Source organism: Filimonas lacunae, assembly GCF_002355595.1.
In the GTDB taxonomy this organism is placed as follows: Bacteria; Bacteroidota; Bacteroidia; order Chitinophagales; family Chitinophagaceae; genus Filimonas; species Filimonas lacunae.
Genome location: NZ_AP017422.1, coordinates 1,337,876 through 1,356,593, shown reverse-complemented (window position 1 = coordinate 1,356,593; position 18,718 = coordinate 1,337,876). Strand labels below are relative to the sequence as shown.

Here is an 18,718-nt window from a genome sequence, read left to right as displayed (position 1 = left end):
ACCTGGCGCGCATAAAAAATCACCGCTGACAATCAGCGGTGATTTTGCTTATACTTATCAGTTAAAAAATTACCGGCTCATTTTAGCGTACAACTATTGTTGCTACTCCCTCCTGTACACCAGCGCCTTTGGCCCGGATAGTAACCAATCCTTTCTGTCTTCCAGCCTGGATCACCACCTGGCACCTACCCCGCCATGCTTTGCGCTGTGGTTGTTGAAAGCTTTCCAAGCTGGCGGGATTGGCATTAGACACAGCCACAATGGTGGCAGGGCCTTCTATACTAAAATGGAGCGCATTATCTGCCTGTGTGTGCCGGACACCCTTAGCATCGGTAAGCTCCACAGTGATATAGCTCAAATCCTGGTTGTTGGCCATGATGGTGTCCCTATCAGCAGTTAAACGCAGGGATGTTACCTCACCCGCCGTTTGCAACAGGCTTTCTGCCACTTTTACCCCGGCGGTATATCCTACTGCTTTTAACACACCCGGCCGGTAAGCTACCTGCCAGCTGGCTTCAAGATGATGACTGGTATCAGTGGCCTTTTTACCAAGTGACTGATCATTTAAAAACAATTCTACTTCCTCGCAGGAAGAATAAGCAGCAACAGTAAGCAGGCTATCTTTAAAACGATCCCATTGCCAGCTATCCTGCACATCTTTCCAATCCCATTTGCTCCACACTTCCGGCTTGGGGTTCACCTGCGGAAAGCTACGTACCGGGCATTCCACAAACAGCGACAACTGGTTGGGTTTCCATACGGCATCGCGGTAATACGATTGCGGACGTTTCCAGCCACAGATATCTATATCGCCACAATAAGCCAGATTCCAGGGATAGAAGTTTTTATTCTGCGGATAACCCAGCCAGCCAATGCTGGCTTCGCCAATATGATCAAAAGCCGTCCACACAAAATCGCCTATCACCCAGCTATGCTTCTGCACTTCGCGCCAGTATTCAAATGCTTCTTTTGCAAACGATTCGGTAGCAAACATTACCCGTTGCGGTAAACGCTGGTGATCGTATTCATATTTATCACGTGCATAGTTATAGCCTGCAATATCCAGCGAAGCAATAAAAGGATCTTCATTCTCTTCAATGCCATTCACCCCACAGGTTACAGGCCTTGTGTTATCGATGCTTCTGATATGATCGGCCAGCATTTTAGCCACCATCACCACCTCTGGTTTGTCCCGGTTCGGAATTTCGTTACCTGTGCTCCACATCACAATAGAAGGATGATTACGATCGCGGTACAGCATGCTTTCTACATCCCGCTGCCACCAGTCTTTAAAGTATAAATGATAATCCTGTTTGTTCTTTTTATCTCCCCACATATCAAAGGCTTCATCTATCACCAGCATGCCCTCCCTGTCGCAGGCGTCTAAAAATGCAGGTGAAGGTGGGTTATGCGAGCAGCGGATGGCATTAAAACCACTGGCTTTTAACAACTGAACCCGGCGTTCTTCTGCCCTGTCCAATGCTTTAGCCCCCAATGCGCCATTATCATGATGTACACAACCACCTTGCAACTTTATCATTTTGCCATTTACGCAAAAACCTTTTACTGCATCGTAAGTAATAGAACGTATGCCCACCGGGATAGTAGAAGCATCTGTTCGCTGGCCATTCAGCAGCACTTCTGTTACTGCGGTATACAATACAGGGTTATCTGTATTCCACAACTGCGGGTGTTGCACCGGCACCTGCAAAGAGAACACCTGTTTGCCTTCATTCGCAATTCGTTGTGTTATGGTGGCTTTACCTGCCACCTTGCGATCGGGAGCATATAAGGTGGCAACCACCTGCACCTGGCTGGCTTTAGCCGTTTTATTGATAACATCCACTTTTACAGCTACGGTAGCATTTTCCGCGGAAACCTGCGGCGTAGTAATCACCGTGCCCCACTGTGCAATATGCACGGGAGCGGCCGCACGCAACCACACATGGCGATAGATGCCTGAACCACTATACCAGCGACTGTTTTTACCTTCATTGTTCACCCGCACAGCCAGCACGTTTTCACCTGCTTTTACTTTACCCGCCAGGTTAAACCAGAAGGAAGTATATCCATAAGGATGGCAACCTAAATGCACCCCGTTCAGCCATACATCGGCATTCATATATACACCATCAAATTGCAGGTATAACTGTTTATGTATATCCGTAGCATTGACAGTAAATCTTTTCCGGTACCAGCCTGTTCCGCCTGTAGTAAAACCGCCGCTTACGCCACTGATTGCATCCGGCGAAAAAGGCGAGCCCGTACCCGGCAAGTCTTCCATACTCCAGTCGTGTGGCAGGTTCAGCGTTCGCCAGCTTTTATCGTTTAGCTTAGGTTCCTGTGCATTAGCTGTATCCCCCCGGTAAAACAACCACCCTTCATCAAACAATGCGTTGTTTTGTGCCTGTGCAACCGAAGCAGTGAGAATAGCGAATAGGTAAATAATTTTTTTCATAATGGAAGTCATCTTATCGTTCTTGTACAATAGTTACCGGACCCAGCAAACCAGCTTGTTGCAAAGGCTTGCCTTCGAGCCGGTAAGGGGCCGTAGTCCATGTTCTTTGCTGTTGTTGTGGTAAAGCATGATCGCCTATTAACCGGTTAGCCCAGGTGTTGGTTACTTTTATTGTCACTTTATTTTCTCCCGGCCTGATTGCCCGGGTAATGTTTACACTATAAGGCGCCGTCCAGGTAATACCGCAAGGTACTCCGTTTACTGCTACCTCTGCCAGGTTAGCCACGTTACCCAAAGACAGCATGACTTTACTCTTCCCCTCAGAAGGTTGCCAGTTAAACTGCATTTCGTAATTAGCTGTACCTGAATAATAACGGATAGCATCTACTTTGTTCTCTGTCCAGCTTTCCAGTTGTGGCATAGCTACCGGCCCTAACGGACCACCGGAAGCGGTATCAAAATTAACACGCCACATACCCTGTATATGTTGCACGGTATCTGTTAAAGGCCAGTTAAGCCCTGCGTTGGATTGCTGCTGGCTGGTGGGTTGCTGGTACACAATAAACAACGATCCATTCGGTGGCAACTGCACCGGAACAGTTGTGTAGGCTCCGGCAGAGTACCATTCACGGGCCACCATCGTATCCCCCGTTACCGGGTTCCACAGTTCAGGCACTTTACCTATGATGCGTGCAGACACTTCAACAGTACGGGTAGCGCTATCCTGATTGGCTATAAAATAGATATCAAAATCTTTCCCTTTTCTATGCGTCCAGGCAATATTGTTTGCTGCAGCACCATGTGCATCCTGTATCACTACATCCCTTATTACACCCACCGAATCAAAAGTGCTGCCGTAGTACGGTGTACGTATTACCCGCAATCCCTGCCTTTCCATCTCTTCTACCTTGCGCAAGGCGGCAGGCGATAACAGGTGTATGCCTGGTGTTCTGCTATCCGCCACCGGTAACACCAGTAAGCCATATTCAGCACCACCTTTCAGCACCATGTGTTTATTGCGTACAGTGGAATAGTTAAGCAAAGCATCTTCGTTAAAAGAATCATAGGCATAGCCATGTAAGGGATCTATCCAGTTTTCGGGATCGGCCATATTAGCGCTATGACTTACGCCATCGGGCTTTATACGTAAAGGCTCACCCACATTGGCCAGTCGTTCCTTTTCCTGCTGTACCCTGCCAGCTCCCATAATGCCCGGTAAAGTACTTACCAGTCTGTCGGGCAACACGGCTCTCCGGGGCAGTTCGCTACCAGTAAACACCGCCACATCCACCACTGGTTTTCCCATTTGCAATAACGCCTGGCAACGGCTGGCATAAGCCACCCATTCGCGGCCTGGCTTCCACCAGGTTTGATCGCGCTGGAAATAAAGTCCTACGCCATCCAGCGTCATTCCGGGTTTCCGGTCTGTCCACGGGTTATGCATAAACACATGATACACCAGGCGGTTTACGCCCAGGGCATAATTTCTGTCCTGCAATGTTTTCAGCATACCCGGATGTTCGTTCCAGGTCATACGCAGGGTGGTAAATCCTTCGGCCTGTATAATGTTCTTACCATAGATATGCGCCCCTGAAATAGCATCCAGCATATCATTAGGCTTGTCGTGTGTAGGGCTGTTTAACCAAAACTCGCCCATAGGCACATCTACCTGGCTATAGTGCAGCATGCCGTCACTCATCATAGTAGGCGCTACACTTTCTGCTGTAAAAGAACAGCCGTTTGCATGCGCCAGGGTGGCCAGTGTGCTGTAGAATATATCTTTTACCAGCTCGCTGATAGTAAGCCGTATATCGTATAAAACCTGTTCGCTTTTAGCAATGCTTTCAACGGGTATGCCCACCATTACCGGCAGGTAAGGCAGCAAATCGTATCCCCTGCGACGACGAAATTCATCACGGAACACGGGCGACCAGTTTTGACTGCCGCATTCCCAGCTATCTACATGAAACATATTTAACACACGGGGGGCTAAAGGCCCTGCCTTGCGCAATGCTTCTCCAAACCATTTATCAAACTGCAAGGCCACTGTTTCCCGGTTAAACTTATCGCATTCCAGCCCGCTGCCTGCACCGCCTGTAGCATTGGTATGCCCCGTAGAAGTATGTCCTATACGCAGTATGCACCAGTTGCCGGCAAGCACTTTCCAGGTCAGCTTGCCGTTTTTCATAAAGGAGGTCAGCGCTACCATTTTATTCAATGGCACCGCTGCCGCATCTGTTAATTGTGCAGTGGTGGTGCGTGCACTGATGCGCCATGCTGCACCGCTTTTGCCCTCATATTGGTGCAAACGCGGTGCGGAGGATAACTGTATTTCTTTCAGCTTTAAAGAGGGTTTCCACTTGGCAGCATCCAGATCTTCCGATCCCGGTTCAGAACCTTTTTTGCTGTAGATAAAACGGAAGTATTTAGCAGTAACAGCAGGAATGGCATGCGTTACAGGCGCATCCCCATCCTGCCAGCCATGACGGGGAGATTCCAGGCGCGTAGCCCGTTTAAAATGAATACCATCATCACTCACTTCCACTATCAGCCGGTGCGCCTGGTAATTGGTGCCATTGGAAGTGATGGTGATAGAGCGGCAGGTAAAGGGCTGTTTAAAAGCATACTGAATCCAGCAGCTATCATTACTGCCTATGGTTTTGGTATTGCCGGGCTTTACCAGCACAGCAGCATCTGTATTAGGCAAACTGGTGGTAACTTCTGGTACTGTTGTTTGGGTATTTATGCCCTCGCCTGCGGGTGCAGGAAAGGCCACCACCGCTATATCTTTATAATACCCTTTGTACGATTCGGGAACGGGTAAAGTATCCTGAAATAAGGTGCCGCCATGGACAATCTTCTCACTCACCACCACTTTTTGCATAGACAATTCCGGGGTAATCCAGGGCCCTCCTGCCAAAGCAAAGCCATCACTTACGTGCATGCCTAGTTTTAGCCCCAGCCGGTCGGCTTCTTTCATAGCAAATTGTACCATGCCCCACCACTCTGGTGTAAGCTGCTCCGCCGCAGGCGTAAACAAAGGAGGATTAGTGGCCCCCTTAATACTCATGAGATAAGCACCGCCTATGCCGGCTGCTTTCATCGCTTCCAGATCGGCCGTAATGCCCGCACGGGAAACACCGGCCTGCATCCAATACCAGAATACCCAGGGTATGGCTGCCGGTGGAGGTTGTTGAAAATGCTGGTATAAAGAAGGAGAATTTACCTGCTGGCCCTGTACCGAAGCGGTACACAACAGCAATGGAAGCAATATCTTTTTCATCAATGGCATAGCCAAAAATACAATGTGACATTAAAAAAAGTCACATTGTATAGAAATAACCTGGCGGAGATAACACGCATTAGATGGATTATCTTACAACGCACTTATACAATGGCTTATACAGGCCATTGCTCCCTGTTCCAGGCACTGTGCCAGAACATCCACTCCATGCGGGAAGCCATTATAAATGCTTCTGTCATTTGTTGTTGCTGTGCAGGTGTGCAGGCTGCTGCGGCTGCATCACATATATCAATAGCTTTTTGCACGGTAATGCCAAAATCTTCTCCGGCGTAGGTATCAATCCAGTCCTGGTAAGGATTGTTCTCCCTTACCTGGTGTGCATAGATGTAATCACCCACTGCCTTGTATATCCAGAAACAAGGCAATACAGCCGCCATAGCCACCTCTACCTGCTGTAAAGCAGCGGTGGCATACAGGTATTGTGTATATAACAAACAGCCGGGCGATGCCACTGGCTTTTCCGGTATCTGCAGCTGGCTGAAAAAGCCGGCATGCAAAGCCTGTTCTACCACTATGGCCCCTTCTGCAAAACGTATAAAGTCCAGCGATTGCTGTGTACGTGGCGCACGTGCTGCTATTAAGGCCAGCACCTTGCTAAAAGCATCCAGGTACACCGCATCCTGCCCGATATAAAAGGCAAAACGGTCTTTTGTTAAACTGCCATTCATCAGCTCCTGGTTAAAGGGTAACTGAACAATCTTTTCAAACAAAGGCGTTATTTGCTGCCAGGCCTGTTTACTCCACTGCATACTTTTGTAATTTGATAGGATCAAAAAAATGATTTACCGGGCCACTGCCATTACCCACCACTACATCCTTCCCTTCTTCAATGGCTTTAGCTATATAAGCCTTCGCCTGCATTACCGACTCCAGCAGGGTATTACCCAAAGCCAGGTAAGATGCTATTGCCGACGACAAAGTACAACCTGTGCCGTGCACATTATTGCTTGCTATACGGGGCGCTTCCAACGCCAATAACATTCCGTTTGCTTCGCAATACACATCATATACCTTTTCACCAGGCAAATGCCCGCCTTTTAACAATACAGCTTTGCTGCCATGTTGTAAAAGTTCGTCTGCTGCCTCTTCCATATCCCGCACCGATTCCAGTTTTCGCCCGCATAATACCGCCGCTTCATCCAGGTTAGGGGTAATGATGGCGGCCAGTGGAAACAACCGCTCTTTGAGTATAGCAATGGTTTCGTCTTCTATGAGCTTATGCCCGCTGGTTGAAATCATTACAGGGTCCAGCACTATGGGCACCTGCGGATAAGCCTGTAAGGTTGCTGCCAACGCCAGTGCCAGTTCTTTGCTATGCACCATCCCTATTTTAATAGCAACTGGTTGTATATCATCCATTACCGCTTTCACCTGTGCACATACTATATCAACCGGTATAGCATGTATGCCGCTTACCCCCAGGGTATTTTGCACGGTTACAGCAGTAATGGCAGATGCTGCATAGCACCCCAGCGAACTGATGGTTTTAATATCAGCCTGTATGCCGGCACCACCACCACTATCCGATCCGGCAATGGTAAGTACAGGCGCATATTTGTATACATTCATATGATCTGTTTGAAATAAACGCATTTGAGGATGTCAAATGCTTTGGTAAACAATTGACTTTGATGGGTGAATACAGCCTATGATTTATGTTGAATGATCTTTTCCCGTAATGCTTCCGCAGCTTTGGCAGGTGAAGCAGCCGAACAAATAGCAGACACTACCGCCAGGCAATCTGCCCCCGCTTGTATAATGGCGCCTGCATTGTCTGCAGAGATATTGCCAATAGCCACCAGCGGTTTACCTGTTAATTGCCGGATGCGTGCTACCCCTTCCAGCCCCCATTCAGTAACTGTATCCGTTTTAGTGGTGGTAGAAAATACGGGACTCAGCGCCAGGTAATCTGCAACGGCTGCATGAGCAGTACCCAACTGTGCTTCATACTCAATGGAGTAGCCAAGAATGGCGGTATCATTCCATTTGCTGCGTACTGTTACCGGCGGCATATCACTGTTACCCACATGTATTCCATGCGCATCAGCCGCAATAGCTACCGGCAGGTTATCATTAATAATTAAGGGAACATTGTATTTATCCAGCAAAGCTTTTAACCTGCACGCACGGGTGATAAAAGCCGCTGAGTCCATCTGCTTTTCCCTTAACTGTACAATGTCCACTCCGCCTTTCACCGCTTCCTCCACCACCCATAACAGATCGCGTCCCAGGCAGGCGTTTTCGTCGGTAACCAGGTACAGATGATAATCAAAAGGATTCATGCGTGCTCAGCTTTACATGGTTTACAAAAGCTTCTTCTGATAAATTATATAAAGCATCAATAAAGTGCATTTGTAACGATCCGGGGCCATCTGATTTAGCAGCAGCAATTTCACCCGCTACGCCCATTACTGCCATAGCTGCAATAGCCGCATCTTTATAATGCCCATCGGCCACTGCACAAAAAGCGCCGGTAATAGCCGAAGCAGTACAGCCCAGGCCGGTTACACGCGTCATTAAAGCATGACCATTACTTACTCCTGTAATAGTGTTGTTGTAAACAATGAAATCCGTTTCGCCAGATACACATACCACCGTATTAAAAGATGCGCTCACCGCTTGCGCAGCTTGTAAAGCCTGCTCGCTGCTGTGGGTGCTATCTACACCCTTGGTAGCAGAAACGGTATTGGCCAGTGATAAAATTTCGGAAGCGTTACCCCGGATAACAGCGGGCGAACCTGCCTGCAACAACTGGTGTAACACCTGGTTACGGTATTGGGAAGCGCCCGCACCTACGGGGTCCAGCACCCAGGGCTTTTGCAATTGTTGCGCCTGCCCGATGGCTTTTAACATGCTGGTTACCCAATAACTATCCAGGGTGCCGATATTCACCACCAACGCTCCGGCTATGTTTACCATATCTTCCATTTCTTCATGCGCATGGGCCATTACCGGCGAAGCACCCACTGCCAGCAGCGCATTGGCAGTATTATTCATTACTACATAGTTGGTAATGTTATGCACCAGCGGGGCATTATTGCGCACAGCCAACACCTTGTGCCATAGTTGCAGCGGTTGTATCATTTTTTACACAGATTTAGAGATAAAAGGAGTGGGCAAACGGCAGCAGAATACAGGAAGAATCATAGCTTTTCCCTACGACGGTACTAACCGTATCAGGTAACAAGGGTATGATCTCAGTCCTCTGCCAGGACACCCCTAAAGCACTTGCAAGTTATAGGAAAATATTGAAAACAGGCAACAATGAAAATGGAGGAAGGTAACAGGTAAGCAGGTAGTAAGTTGGAAGTTGGTAACCGGTAATTGCTACAGGTAACCAACTCACAACCATTTCCCGGCAATAGTGCTATTCAGCAGCTTTAGCCGGGAAAAAAAGAGGTTTTAAAGTAAACCAGGCCAAAGCCGGGAAAAAGTGCATAGGCACAGTAAGGCCAATCAGCAGCGCCGGATCATCTTCTGATGTTGGCGGCAGTGAAAAAGATAAAATTTTAAGAATGCTGGCAAAAGACAGTACCACAAAAATGAGGTTGAATACAATCTCCCCTTTGCTCTTTAAAATTTTAATAGTAAGCCAGTAGCCAACAGCTGCCAGCAAACCACCTATCAGTGAGCCAATAAAAATATTGGAGGTTTTAACCACCGTAGCAAAATCGGTAGCAGTAGCTTCGAGGTACACCTGTTTCTGATATAACCACGATGCCACCCCTGCCAGCAACCCCGCTATAATACCTAATAATAGTGATCTTATAAACATATTGAAGTGTTAACGTGGAATGGAGATAATTACTTAACAACCGGGATGGTTACTTCAATTTTAACCGCCTCATCTACTTCACCACCTTTTTTACCTACATTAAAATCACTTCTGTTAATGCTGAAAGAACCTGCAAAGGTGCCTGCATTACCAGCTGCTTTAAAAGTAAATGGCAGGGAAACTTCTTTCTTCACTCCTTTTATTTCCAGTGTACCGGTAGCGGTAAAACCAGCGCCACTTTTCACAATTTTAGAAGAGGTAAATTTAATTTGGGGATACTTAGTTGCATCAAACCATTCCGCTTCTTTGGCGTGCTTGTTTTGTAAAGCATTACCGGTGTTGATAGAAGCTACATCAATAGCAATATCAAATTTAGACTGAGCGGGATTTGCTGCGTCAAACGCAATAGTGCCGGTTAATTTTTTAAATATGCCGTTTACATTGGAGTTAGAAAAAACTACAGAATACTTATCCGCAATGTTCCAGTTTTGAATAGCAGTAAAAGAAAACATCGCAACAAGTGTAACAACTGCACCAGCAGTTAAAAGCATCTTTTTCATGAGTGCGTAAAATTAATGGTGAAAAACAAAGCCTTCTTTTCTGGCAACGGGTACCATAAAAGAAGGCTTCATTATAAAAATAAATTAGTTTTTAGTAAACTCGCCGTTAGCCAGCAGTTGAACTTCATCGCTCAACATAGCTTCAGGAAAACCTGGGGCAATACCAAAATCAGAACGTTTGAAAGAGCCGGTGAAACGGAAACCAGCTACAGTTTTTTTGCTCATTGGGTTAGTTACATTACCATTGTAAACAACGTCTAAAGTAACAGGCTTGGTTACACCATGGAAAGTAAGGTCACCAACCAGTTTGTACTGCTTGCCAGATACTTTCTTGAAAGAAGTGCTTTTGAAAGTCAGCTTAGGATATTTAGCTGCATCCAGAACATCCGCACTTTTCACATGCTCGTCTCTTTTTTCAATGTCGGTGTTGATGGTGTTAACATCTGCAGAAATTTCAAACACGGCATCAGAGAAATCTTCTTTAGAAGAAGTGATAGAAGCTTCAAAGCTTTTGAAGTTACCTTCAAACTGAGAAATAGTCATGTGGGTAATACCAAAACCTAATCTTGAATGCGCTTTATCAACGCTCCATGTTTGTGCAAAAGACGCTGCTGAAATAAGCAGGGTAGAAAGTGCAACTGCAATTTTTTTCATACTTCTTGTTTTGTTCTTTTATGGATTGCTTAAATGCCGGAAATTATTCCGGATAGCAAAGGTATTTTATATCAGGTAACTTTTATAGCAGGTAACCTGTAGTATAGCACCCTTAGCTTGTTAAAACTACAAATAACTTAACCACCAATCGTTACGTTTTGCCTTAAATTTCATGTACCACTTGCATGGAAAATATAATATGATTACCACAAATAACCACACCCCGTACACTACCGGCAAACCAAAACCCGTCCATTGTTCAGCACTATGCACACCTGTTAACACCGCTGCCAGGTAACCCAGACTTCGCGCCAGGTATAAATGCAACAGGTAATAAAAGAAGGGCACGCGACCAAAAACCAACGCCGGATTACTGGCTTTTACCTGTACACTATCAATCGCGGAAAGCACTATCAATGCTGGGCCTAATGTTATTAACAGATAATCCAGTGAAGGTGGGTACTTGGAAACATTTATAAATGATAACACCGTTTTCCATCCTTCATTATATACAACTCTTGGCACCAGATCGCCATATATATTCACCCACCTTATCACCACAAAAAGTAACAAAGCACCACATCCCGCACGTAATAAAATACGCTTTCTTACCACTGCTTCCTGTTTATACAAACCACCGCCCCAATACCCCAGCGCCATCACTCCTACCCATGGTATTAAAGGATATAGCAAATACAATTTCCTATCATAGGATAAGTTAATAATAGCGCTTTCATGCAATGCTTTCCAAAACCAGCTGCCACTGCCCATGCTTGCTGCCCGTATAGGGTCCAGTAAATTATGTCCCGCTATCAGCAGTAATCCAAAACAACCTACATACAAAGGCTTAACATAGATCAAGGCTGCCAGTATGATCATACTCCAGCCTATTACCCATATGACTCCCAGCACTAAAAAATGCATGCTGATATCAAAACTCCAGCCTATGTTCACCAGCGTTATTTCTGCAAATACCAGCCACAAACCACGGGTAAGCAAAAAGCGGCTCTGCGCCGCCTTTGATTTGCCTTTCGACAATCCCAGGTAAATGCTCACCCCGGAAAGGAACACAAATACAGGAGCACAATAATGCGTAATAAAACGGGTAAAAAATAAAGGAATGTTTGTTTGAGAAAGATCGGTAGGATCGTAATGCACATTGGTAAAGAAATCCCGCACATGGTCCAGCGCCATAATAACCATTACAATACCCCGTAAGATATCGATGGATTGTATCCGTTGTTTTGGTTGCTCTTGCATCCTTAAATATAAAAAAGGGAAGGCATTTGCCTTCCCTTTTCTTATTAATTCAGCATTAAAACACTATTTTTTAGTATCCAGCGCTGCTGTTAAGCGGTCGGCCACATCCTGCAGGTGCAGGCGTGAAGCGGCATCAGTAGTAGCAGGGATAGCTGCTTTTACTTCTGATAACAACAGTCTGGCCTGGCCTTTCAGAATCGCGTTAACGTCTGTAATAGCAGCCACATTCATCTGTGGTCTTTGCATAGGCATGCCCTGTGGAGCAGCTGCTGGAACAGGAGATAAAGCACTTTCCAGTTCACCTACAAACATTCTCTGTAAATCTCTGCGATAAACAGTGATCGTTTTATGAGAAGCCAGTTCGCTCCAGATACCTTTTCTTAAATCAGTCAGCATTTCAGTAGCAGTATACGCTTGTGCACCACTATTGGCTTCAAACTGGATTAATTTGTATAAAGTATTAGCGCTCATCAGTTTTCCAAGGGCGCCTTGTTGTAAACCAGCCACTACAGAAATACCACTCAGGCCGGTTTGTGCAAAAATGTTCTTGTTCAACAACCACTCAGGAGTAGCGAAAACCTGCTGCTGTAAAAACTGCATCGCTTCTTTCTGTGTTGCTTTAGATACATACTCATACACATCACCACCTTGTTCAACTGACTTAGGAGTGGTCATGATACCACCAATATTTCTGGTAACGTGTCCAATAAAGCGGTTAAACTCACCGGCCACCTCGTTATACATCGTTTTCAGATCGTCATAACCTTCGTTGGCTTCTTTGGTCCACTCAGGCAGCTGCACCAAAATACGCTGTAAGTTTTTAATGCCATAAGTGCTGGCTTTCATAGCATTGTCACCTAAATCTTCGCTCTGGCAACGTGGATCGTTAGGATCAGATTCAGTACCAAACCATAAACGCTTATTAGCATTCAGGCGCTCAATGATCCATTTGTTGCTCCATGCTGCTTCATCAGCACCGGTAGCAAATTCAGGCTTCCATTTGTAACCCCACTCAATAGCCCACATATCATAATCACCAATACGAGGGAAAATGCCTTTTTGGCTAATACCATCTTCCGGCTGTGCCACATAGTTGAAACGGGCATAATCCATAATAGAAGGCGTATGACCATTGGCTTCTACAAATGCTTTATCTCTCAGTTTTTCAACAGGAACGGTAGAAGAAGAACCAAAGTTGTGACGTAAGCCCAGGGTGTGACCAATTTCGTGAGAAGACACAAAACGGATCAGCTGGCCCATCAGCTCATCATCAAACTGCATTTTACGTGCTTTAGGATCAATAGCCGCTGCCTGAACCATGTACCAGTTGTGTACCAGGCTCATTACGTTATGATACCAGTTAACGTGTGTTTCAATGATTTCACCACTGCGAGGGTCGTGTACGTGCGGACCGCTGGCGTTTGGAATATCAGATGGTTTGTAAATGATTACGTTATGACGTGCATCTTCCAGGCTGAAAGTAGAGTCATTGGTAGGCGCTTCTTTTGCAATGATTGCATTTTTGAAACCTGCTTTTTCAAAAGCTGCCTGCCAGTCGTTTACACCAGCAATCAGGTATGGTACCCATTTTTTAGGCGTAGCGGGATCAATGTAATACACGATAGGCTCTTTAGGCTCTACCAGTTCACCACGCTTATATTTTTCTACATCTTCTGCTTTAGGCTCCAGTTTCCAACGGGTAATCATGCTTATCTTCTTCACCCCTTGTGGATTAGCATCGAAATCGGTATAACCGGTAGCAAAATAACCTACGCGACTATCGAAATAACGAGCCTTGGCAGGCACTTTAGGCAATAATACCATAGAGGTATTCAGCTCGTAAGTAGCCGGACCAGAACCGCCACCCATCATAGGGTTAGCCGCCATTTTGCCGTAAGTTTTTACTGTTTTTATTTCCACGTTCATAGGAAATGCCTTGATATCCTGCACATAAGAACGTTCAGGAGCCATCATACCCAGTGAAAGCGCTTTTTTAACACCTGCATCAAAGAAGAAAATCTCATTATCGCCACCGATGTATTCTGTAACATCAATAACAGAAGCTCCTTTACGGGAAGTGGAGTCTGTATTCACTGCTTTAATATCAAAAGCAGCCGCTAATGGCTGAAGGTTACTGTTTAATACAGAACGGTACATGCCATTTTTAGAAGAATCGCTACTGTATTCCATAAAAGAAATCAACTTCAGGAAAATCCTGTTGTTGGGTCCTTTCTCAAAACGGATCACATTATCGTTAATCTGATCACCACCATACCCCATCATAGAAGCACGACCACCCGCTGCCGCCCTGGTAATACGGCTAACCAGCAAAATGTCGCGATCCAGGATAGAATCGGCCAGTTCAAAAAAGTAGCGGTCTTCTACCTTGTGCACCTTAAACATACCGCTTTGAGTAATAGCCTTGGAAGTAATTACTTCTTTGTACGGTTTAGGGCCCTGAGAAGCTCCTGGAGGACGCATGCCGCCACCGGGTGCCCCCATCATAGCCGGGTTCGCCTGTTTTTTAGTGGTGTCCTGCACCGGAACAGACTTTTTGCGCTGAGCGGTAGCAGCTACGCTAATACCCAGGCAAACAGAAAAGATCAAATAAGACTTACGCATAATGGAAACTTGAGATTTAATCTGTATCTATAAACAATAATGGTTTAAAAATTGGGGAAGGAAACCTCTGCAACTCAATAAAGGGTTGAATGTAGCCTTAACAGGCAATGCGCATTGCACTCGTTTGTTGGTAAATGGTTTACCGGGGTAGTCTGGTTGCAAAAATTCTCTGTTTCTTGTTCAAAAATAGGGTTTGGGCATTATCGAACCCATTCCTCTTCGGTTATAAAGACGATTAAACAGGCGGACAGTCCTACAACAAAGCGGGAATTAAGAATTCATTAACGTTTTAACCGGCAGCCGAAGAGGCCTATAACAGGTACTTCAACACATTTTTACGGTAAGCAGTCATTTCTTCCAGATTTGTAAAGGTGTCAAACCTGTTTTGGTTACCGGCGGCATCTACCCGCACCAGCACCACCTGCCCTCCCCGTACAATATTCACTTTAGCGCGCTGTAAAATTTCTTCCAGCCCAGCCACATCTTTAATCATTTGCAGCTCTTCTATCTGGCTTACATTAATAATATAATCTTCCATAATACGTTTATACTGAAGCAACAAATATAACAAAAGCCGGTTTACGAGGTAACCGGCTTTACTATATATAGATCATGCCTGTATAACTTATATCAGCTCCAGCACTTCTTTACGGGTTACTGTGTTAACAAAGGTTTCTGATAAAGAACGGGCAGGCGTTACCTGTAAAGAAACGGCACCTACTGCCTGCAAACCCTGCACGGGTAAATGAAGCACCTGGTTAAAACCGGCTATATCTATTTCTTCTACAAAGGCGGTAACATTTACCTGTGCAGCTGCTTTCAACAAATTTTGTACAGCAATATCTGCCTGTTTGGCCGCCCACTTCTTCCCTTCTTCATTCAATTTAGAAACAGCGCGTATCACATTTTTCTTATCCTCTCTTAATAAAGCAGGAGAAGCATGCCTGGCTGTAGCTATATCTGAAATATACGCATCAATTTTTTCTTCGCTGATAATAGACCATATGGCAAATACTATATAGTAAGATTCTTCCACACTCACCTTCTCTCTTTTAATGAAAGGCAGCAGCGTTTTTTTAACAGCGTTATCTTTTACTACCAATATTTTCAAAGGCTGCAAACCATAAGAATCAGCCAGTCGTTGTGCGGCATTCAGTACAAAATCAATCTTACCATTTTGGTTTTTCGTAGATGTTAAAAGCATAATAAATATTATTACAGATGAATGAATAAAATGCTACCTTTAAATACTTCACTGTTCCATCCATTCTTACACCTCGCACCCCACCATCATTTCAACTCATCACTACCCGGATTAACAGCATAACAAAAATACAGGGAAAAATAATAGTCCACTATTTTAGTAGATTTATTTTTTATTCCCGGTAAACACTTCTACATTTGTTTCAGAAACTGATTAGATCACTTAAAATGCCGCTATGAGATTGTATAGAACTGCTCCAATTGGCAAAGGAGACTTTATTGCGTCAGATACGCCGGAATGTATTCCTTCAAATTATATGCCCGCCTTTCAGCAAGCCCGTTGCTGTTGTTGTATGTAAGCCTTCTCCTGGCCTTACAGGCCATTCACTACATTATTTATGACCATTTCTTAACTACAGCCTTTGCTGTATAACAGTTGCTTTGTGCAAACTGTTGTGGCATGGCTATGAAAATATTACAAGTATGAAAAAGATTATACAGCCTGTGTTTCAGTTAGAGAACCAACTCAGCAACGAACAAATCAGTTTCTTCCGGCAATATGGCTTTCTACATGTTAAAAACTTTGTAGATAAACAAACCGTTACCGATTTTCTTACAGAAGTAAACAACGTTCAATCGCAACTACTGGCAAGCAACACACAAAAGATCAATGGCATTCCGCTGAAGTTTGGCAAAGATACAGATGGCAGCACCATTATACAGCGCCTGGCCTTTACCTCCCAATACAGCAGCAGGCTTAGCCATTTTTTAAAAGATCAACGGCTGAAATCCCTGTTACAACTACTGTCGCCTTATGAAGGCCGCATTGGCGAAAATGAAAAAGACGGCCTGGTAGTAAATCATTATATCAATACAGAGAACAGCCAGTTTAGTCAAATGGGCTGGCATACAGATAGTCCGAGGGATTTATTTTTAGGTTCACGCATACTGCCTATGCTGAATGTGGGTTTACACCTGGATGATTGCGCTGCCGCCAACGGCGGGCTGCGTGTATTAGCAGGCACACATGAGCAAAGCCTGTTTAAACTACTCTTCCGCAAAAAATATTTCATTGATAATAAAGCGGATAAAAACGAAACAAGCTTTGATATAGAAGCAGGTGACCTCACCATCCACGACGGCCGTTTATGGCATCGCGTACAACAATCGGTGCTATTTGGAGAAGCAAGCCGCCGCAGGGTAATGTATATCCCCTTCGTCACCGGAGCCTACCAGGTAAAACATGCTAACAGTCCTACGCCATTTTATCATAAATTGGCACAGTTTAAACCTGGTAGTCTTGCTGCACGCCTGACATTTGCAGGATTTAAACCTAAAAAGCTATCTGTTTAAACATATAAAAAAGCTATCATCATGTCTTTTGCATTAGTTACCGGAGCAGCCAAAGGAATAGGCAGGGCCATTGCCGCTCAACTGGCTAAAAAACAGTACCATTTATTGCTGGTGGATATAGATAATGAAAACCTTGCCCAAACGGCAGCGGCCTTAACACAGCAATATGCCATACAGGTATATCATCTTCACCTCGACCTTTCTGCTCCTGATGCTATGGAACGATTAACCATCTTTACCAGTCCTTATCACCAGCACCTGTCTGTTGTGGTAAGTAATGCCGGCTATGGTTTAAATGGGGCGTTTGAACAACTAACACTGGCAGAGCAGTTAAACATTATTGATGTGAATATTAAAGCACAGGTATCTATATCGCATGCTTACCTGCCGGTATTGCGCGCGCAAACAGTAGGCTACCTGTTAAACCTGGGAAGTACCACCGCTTACCAAACTGTTCCCTATCTGAACATATACGCAGCCAGCAAAGCATTTGCGGTATCTTTTACACGCGGGCTCCGCTACGAATTACGCAATTCCAACGTAAGCGTAAGCTGCCTTAGCCCTGGCAGCACTGATACCGATTTCGTAAACCGGGCGCGTATGGGTGACTCCATTAAGAAAACAGCAGAGCGGTTTAATATGACTGCAGAAAAAGTCGCTGAAATAGCCATAAAAGGTCTATTCAAAGGCAAAGCAGAGATCCTGCCCGGTTTTCTTAACAAGCTGAATGCATTCCTTCCTAAATTTTTTCCTAAAACACTCGTAGAAAAAATTGCGGGAAACATATATGAACCTAAAACATCCGTAGTTAAAGCACCGGCGCATTTTACAACTGCCGTGCACGGAAAGGTATCCACTGAATGAAATGAACTTTTGTAAATTACTTTTTATCGTAAATTGATGCGGAATCACATCATGACAACGCATCCACAATATTCTAAAGAAGAACTGGTTTTACTGCTGCGCAGCGGCAATGAACATGCGTTCAATCAAATCTATACCCTTTACTGGCGTAAGCTTTATGCGCTGGCTTATCAGCGCCTGCGCAACAAACAAGCAGCAGAAGATGTGGTACAGGAAGTGCTGGCCGGTGTATGGCAGCGCCGTACCACATCCCTTATTAATAACCTGGAAGCCTACCTGGCTACTGCAACCCGCTATGCTGTTATACGGCAGTTAGGAAAAGAACACGCCGTTACCACCGAAACAGAGCAGGCATCAGACCTTACCACTGACGAAATGCACGACACCCGCTTATTGTGGCATACGCTGCAAAAAGAAATTCATAAACTTCCCGAAAAATGCAGGCTGGTTTTTCAATACAGCCGCGAGCTTGGCTTAACCAATAAGGAAATCGCCGACTCACTGGACATTTCACAAAAAGCTGTGGAAAAGCACATTACCAAAGCTATTCGCGCCTTACGCGATCATCTGAAACTTTTTTCTTTCTACGTAATAAAAATATTTTCTTTCTGAGGTAGGGTAACCTTTTCATTGCTGTACAAGTATTAGTATAGACCATCACTAAC

At 45.1% G+C, this 18,718-nt stretch carries 16 protein-coding genes and 1 riboswitch; of the genes, 3 read left to right on the top strand and 13 right to left on the bottom strand.

All coding sequences use genetic code 11. The features are described 5' to 3' along the window. Nucleotides 1–82: 82 nt before the first annotated feature. From FLA_RS05625 to FLA_RS05565, 13 genes are all read right to left on the bottom strand, one after another. Complete coding sequence (locus FLA_RS05625) at nucleotides 83–2,458, bottom strand: glycoside hydrolase family 2 TIM barrel-domain containing protein (protein WP_084206553.1); 2,376 nt, start codon at nucleotides 2,456–2,458, stop codon at nucleotides 83–85. 13 nt (nucleotides 2,459–2,471) lie between these two features. Then, nucleotides 2,472–5,741 carry a glycosyl hydrolase gene (locus FLA_RS05620; protein ID WP_076382591.1) on the bottom strand — a complete coding sequence of 1,090 codons (3,270 nt, stop codon included), beginning with the start codon at nucleotides 5,739–5,741 and terminating at the stop codon, nucleotides 2,472–2,474. Nucleotides 5,742–5,857: 116 nt separating this feature from the next. Further along, entirely contained in the window at nucleotides 5,858–6,511 is a 654-nt protein-coding gene (locus tag FLA_RS05615) for a TenA family protein (protein WP_076382592.1), read from the bottom strand. Beyond that, nucleotides 6,498–7,331, bottom strand: a complete 834-nt coding sequence (thiD, locus tag FLA_RS05610) for a bifunctional hydroxymethylpyrimidine kinase/phosphomethylpyrimidine kinase (protein ID WP_076382668.1) — start codon at nucleotides 7,329–7,331, stop codon at nucleotides 6,498–6,500. Before thiD ends, FLA_RS05615 begins: the two co-directional genes overlap by 14 nt. Before the next feature lie 77 nt (nucleotides 7,332–7,408). Continuing rightward, nucleotides 7,409–8,044 (bottom strand): thiamine phosphate synthase, encoded by a 636-nt coding sequence (gene thiE, locus FLA_RS05605; protein WP_076382593.1) that lies wholly within the window; start codon nucleotides 8,042–8,044, stop codon nucleotides 7,409–7,411. Then, nucleotides 8,031–8,846, bottom strand: coding sequence for a hydroxyethylthiazole kinase (gene thiM, locus FLA_RS05600; RefSeq protein ID WP_076382594.1), 816 nt, complete (start codon nucleotides 8,844–8,846; stop codon nucleotides 8,031–8,033). The genes thiE and thiM overlap by 14 nt, the downstream gene beginning before the upstream one ends. A 52-nt stretch (nucleotides 8,847–8,898) precedes the next feature. Then, nucleotides 8,899–8,993, bottom strand: a riboswitch (TPP riboswitch). 136 nt (nucleotides 8,994–9,129) lie between these two features. Next, entirely contained in the window at nucleotides 9,130–9,537 is a 408-nt protein-coding gene (locus tag FLA_RS05595; protein WP_076382595.1) for a hypothetical protein, read from the bottom strand. A gap of 29 nt (nucleotides 9,538–9,566) precedes the next feature. Further along, on the bottom strand, nucleotides 9,567–10,097 hold the full coding sequence (locus tag FLA_RS05590; RefSeq protein WP_076382596.1) for a YceI family protein: 531 nt from the start codon (nucleotides 10,095–10,097) through the stop codon (nucleotides 9,567–9,569). Nucleotides 10,098–10,181: 84 nt separating this feature from the next. Beyond that, nucleotides 10,182–10,751 carry a YceI family protein gene (locus tag FLA_RS05585; protein ID WP_076382597.1) on the bottom strand — a complete coding sequence of 190 codons (570 nt, stop codon included), beginning with the start codon at nucleotides 10,749–10,751 and terminating at the stop codon, nucleotides 10,182–10,184. A 126-nt stretch (nucleotides 10,752–10,877) separates the two neighbouring features. Then, complete coding sequence (locus FLA_RS05580; protein ID WP_076382598.1) at nucleotides 10,878–12,011, bottom strand: DUF1624 domain-containing protein; 1,134 nt, start codon at nucleotides 12,009–12,011, stop codon at nucleotides 10,878–10,880. Nucleotides 12,012–12,074: 63 nt separating this feature from the next. After that, complete coding sequence (locus FLA_RS05575) at nucleotides 12,075–14,633, bottom strand: zinc-dependent metalloprotease (protein WP_076382599.1); 2,559 nt, start codon at nucleotides 14,631–14,633, stop codon at nucleotides 12,075–12,077. A gap of 310 nt (nucleotides 14,634–14,943) precedes the next feature. Beyond that, the gene (locus FLA_RS05570) at nucleotides 14,944–15,171 is read right to left on the bottom strand and encodes a hypothetical protein (RefSeq protein ID WP_076382600.1); all 228 of its coding nucleotides are present in this window, start codon (nucleotides 15,169–15,171) and stop codon (nucleotides 14,944–14,946) included. A gap of 87 nt (nucleotides 15,172–15,258) precedes the next feature. Further along, nucleotides 15,259–15,837 (bottom strand): nitroreductase family protein, encoded by a 579-nt coding sequence (locus FLA_RS05565; protein ID WP_076382601.1) that lies wholly within the window; start codon nucleotides 15,835–15,837, stop codon nucleotides 15,259–15,261. Nucleotides 15,838–16,319: 482 nt separating this feature from the next. On the opposite strand from FLA_RS05565, the gene FLA_RS05560 reads away from it, so the two are divergent. From FLA_RS05560 to FLA_RS05550, 3 genes are read left to right on the top strand one after another with little or no spacing between them, the layout of a single operon-like run. Further along, nucleotides 16,320–17,189, top strand: coding sequence for a phytanoyl-CoA dioxygenase family protein (locus FLA_RS05560; protein ID WP_076382602.1), 870 nt, complete (start codon nucleotides 16,320–16,322; stop codon nucleotides 17,187–17,189). A gap of 21 nt (nucleotides 17,190–17,210) precedes the next feature. Then, entirely contained in the window at nucleotides 17,211–18,053 is an 843-nt protein-coding gene (locus FLA_RS05555; protein WP_076382603.1) for an SDR family NAD(P)-dependent oxidoreductase, read from the top strand. Between the two features lie 51 nt (nucleotides 18,054–18,104). Continuing rightward, a complete protein-coding gene (locus FLA_RS05550) occupies nucleotides 18,105–18,665 on the top strand; it encodes a sigma-70 family RNA polymerase sigma factor (protein WP_076382604.1) in 561 nt (186 codons plus the stop codon). Nucleotides 18,666–18,718: the final 53 nt, after the last annotated feature.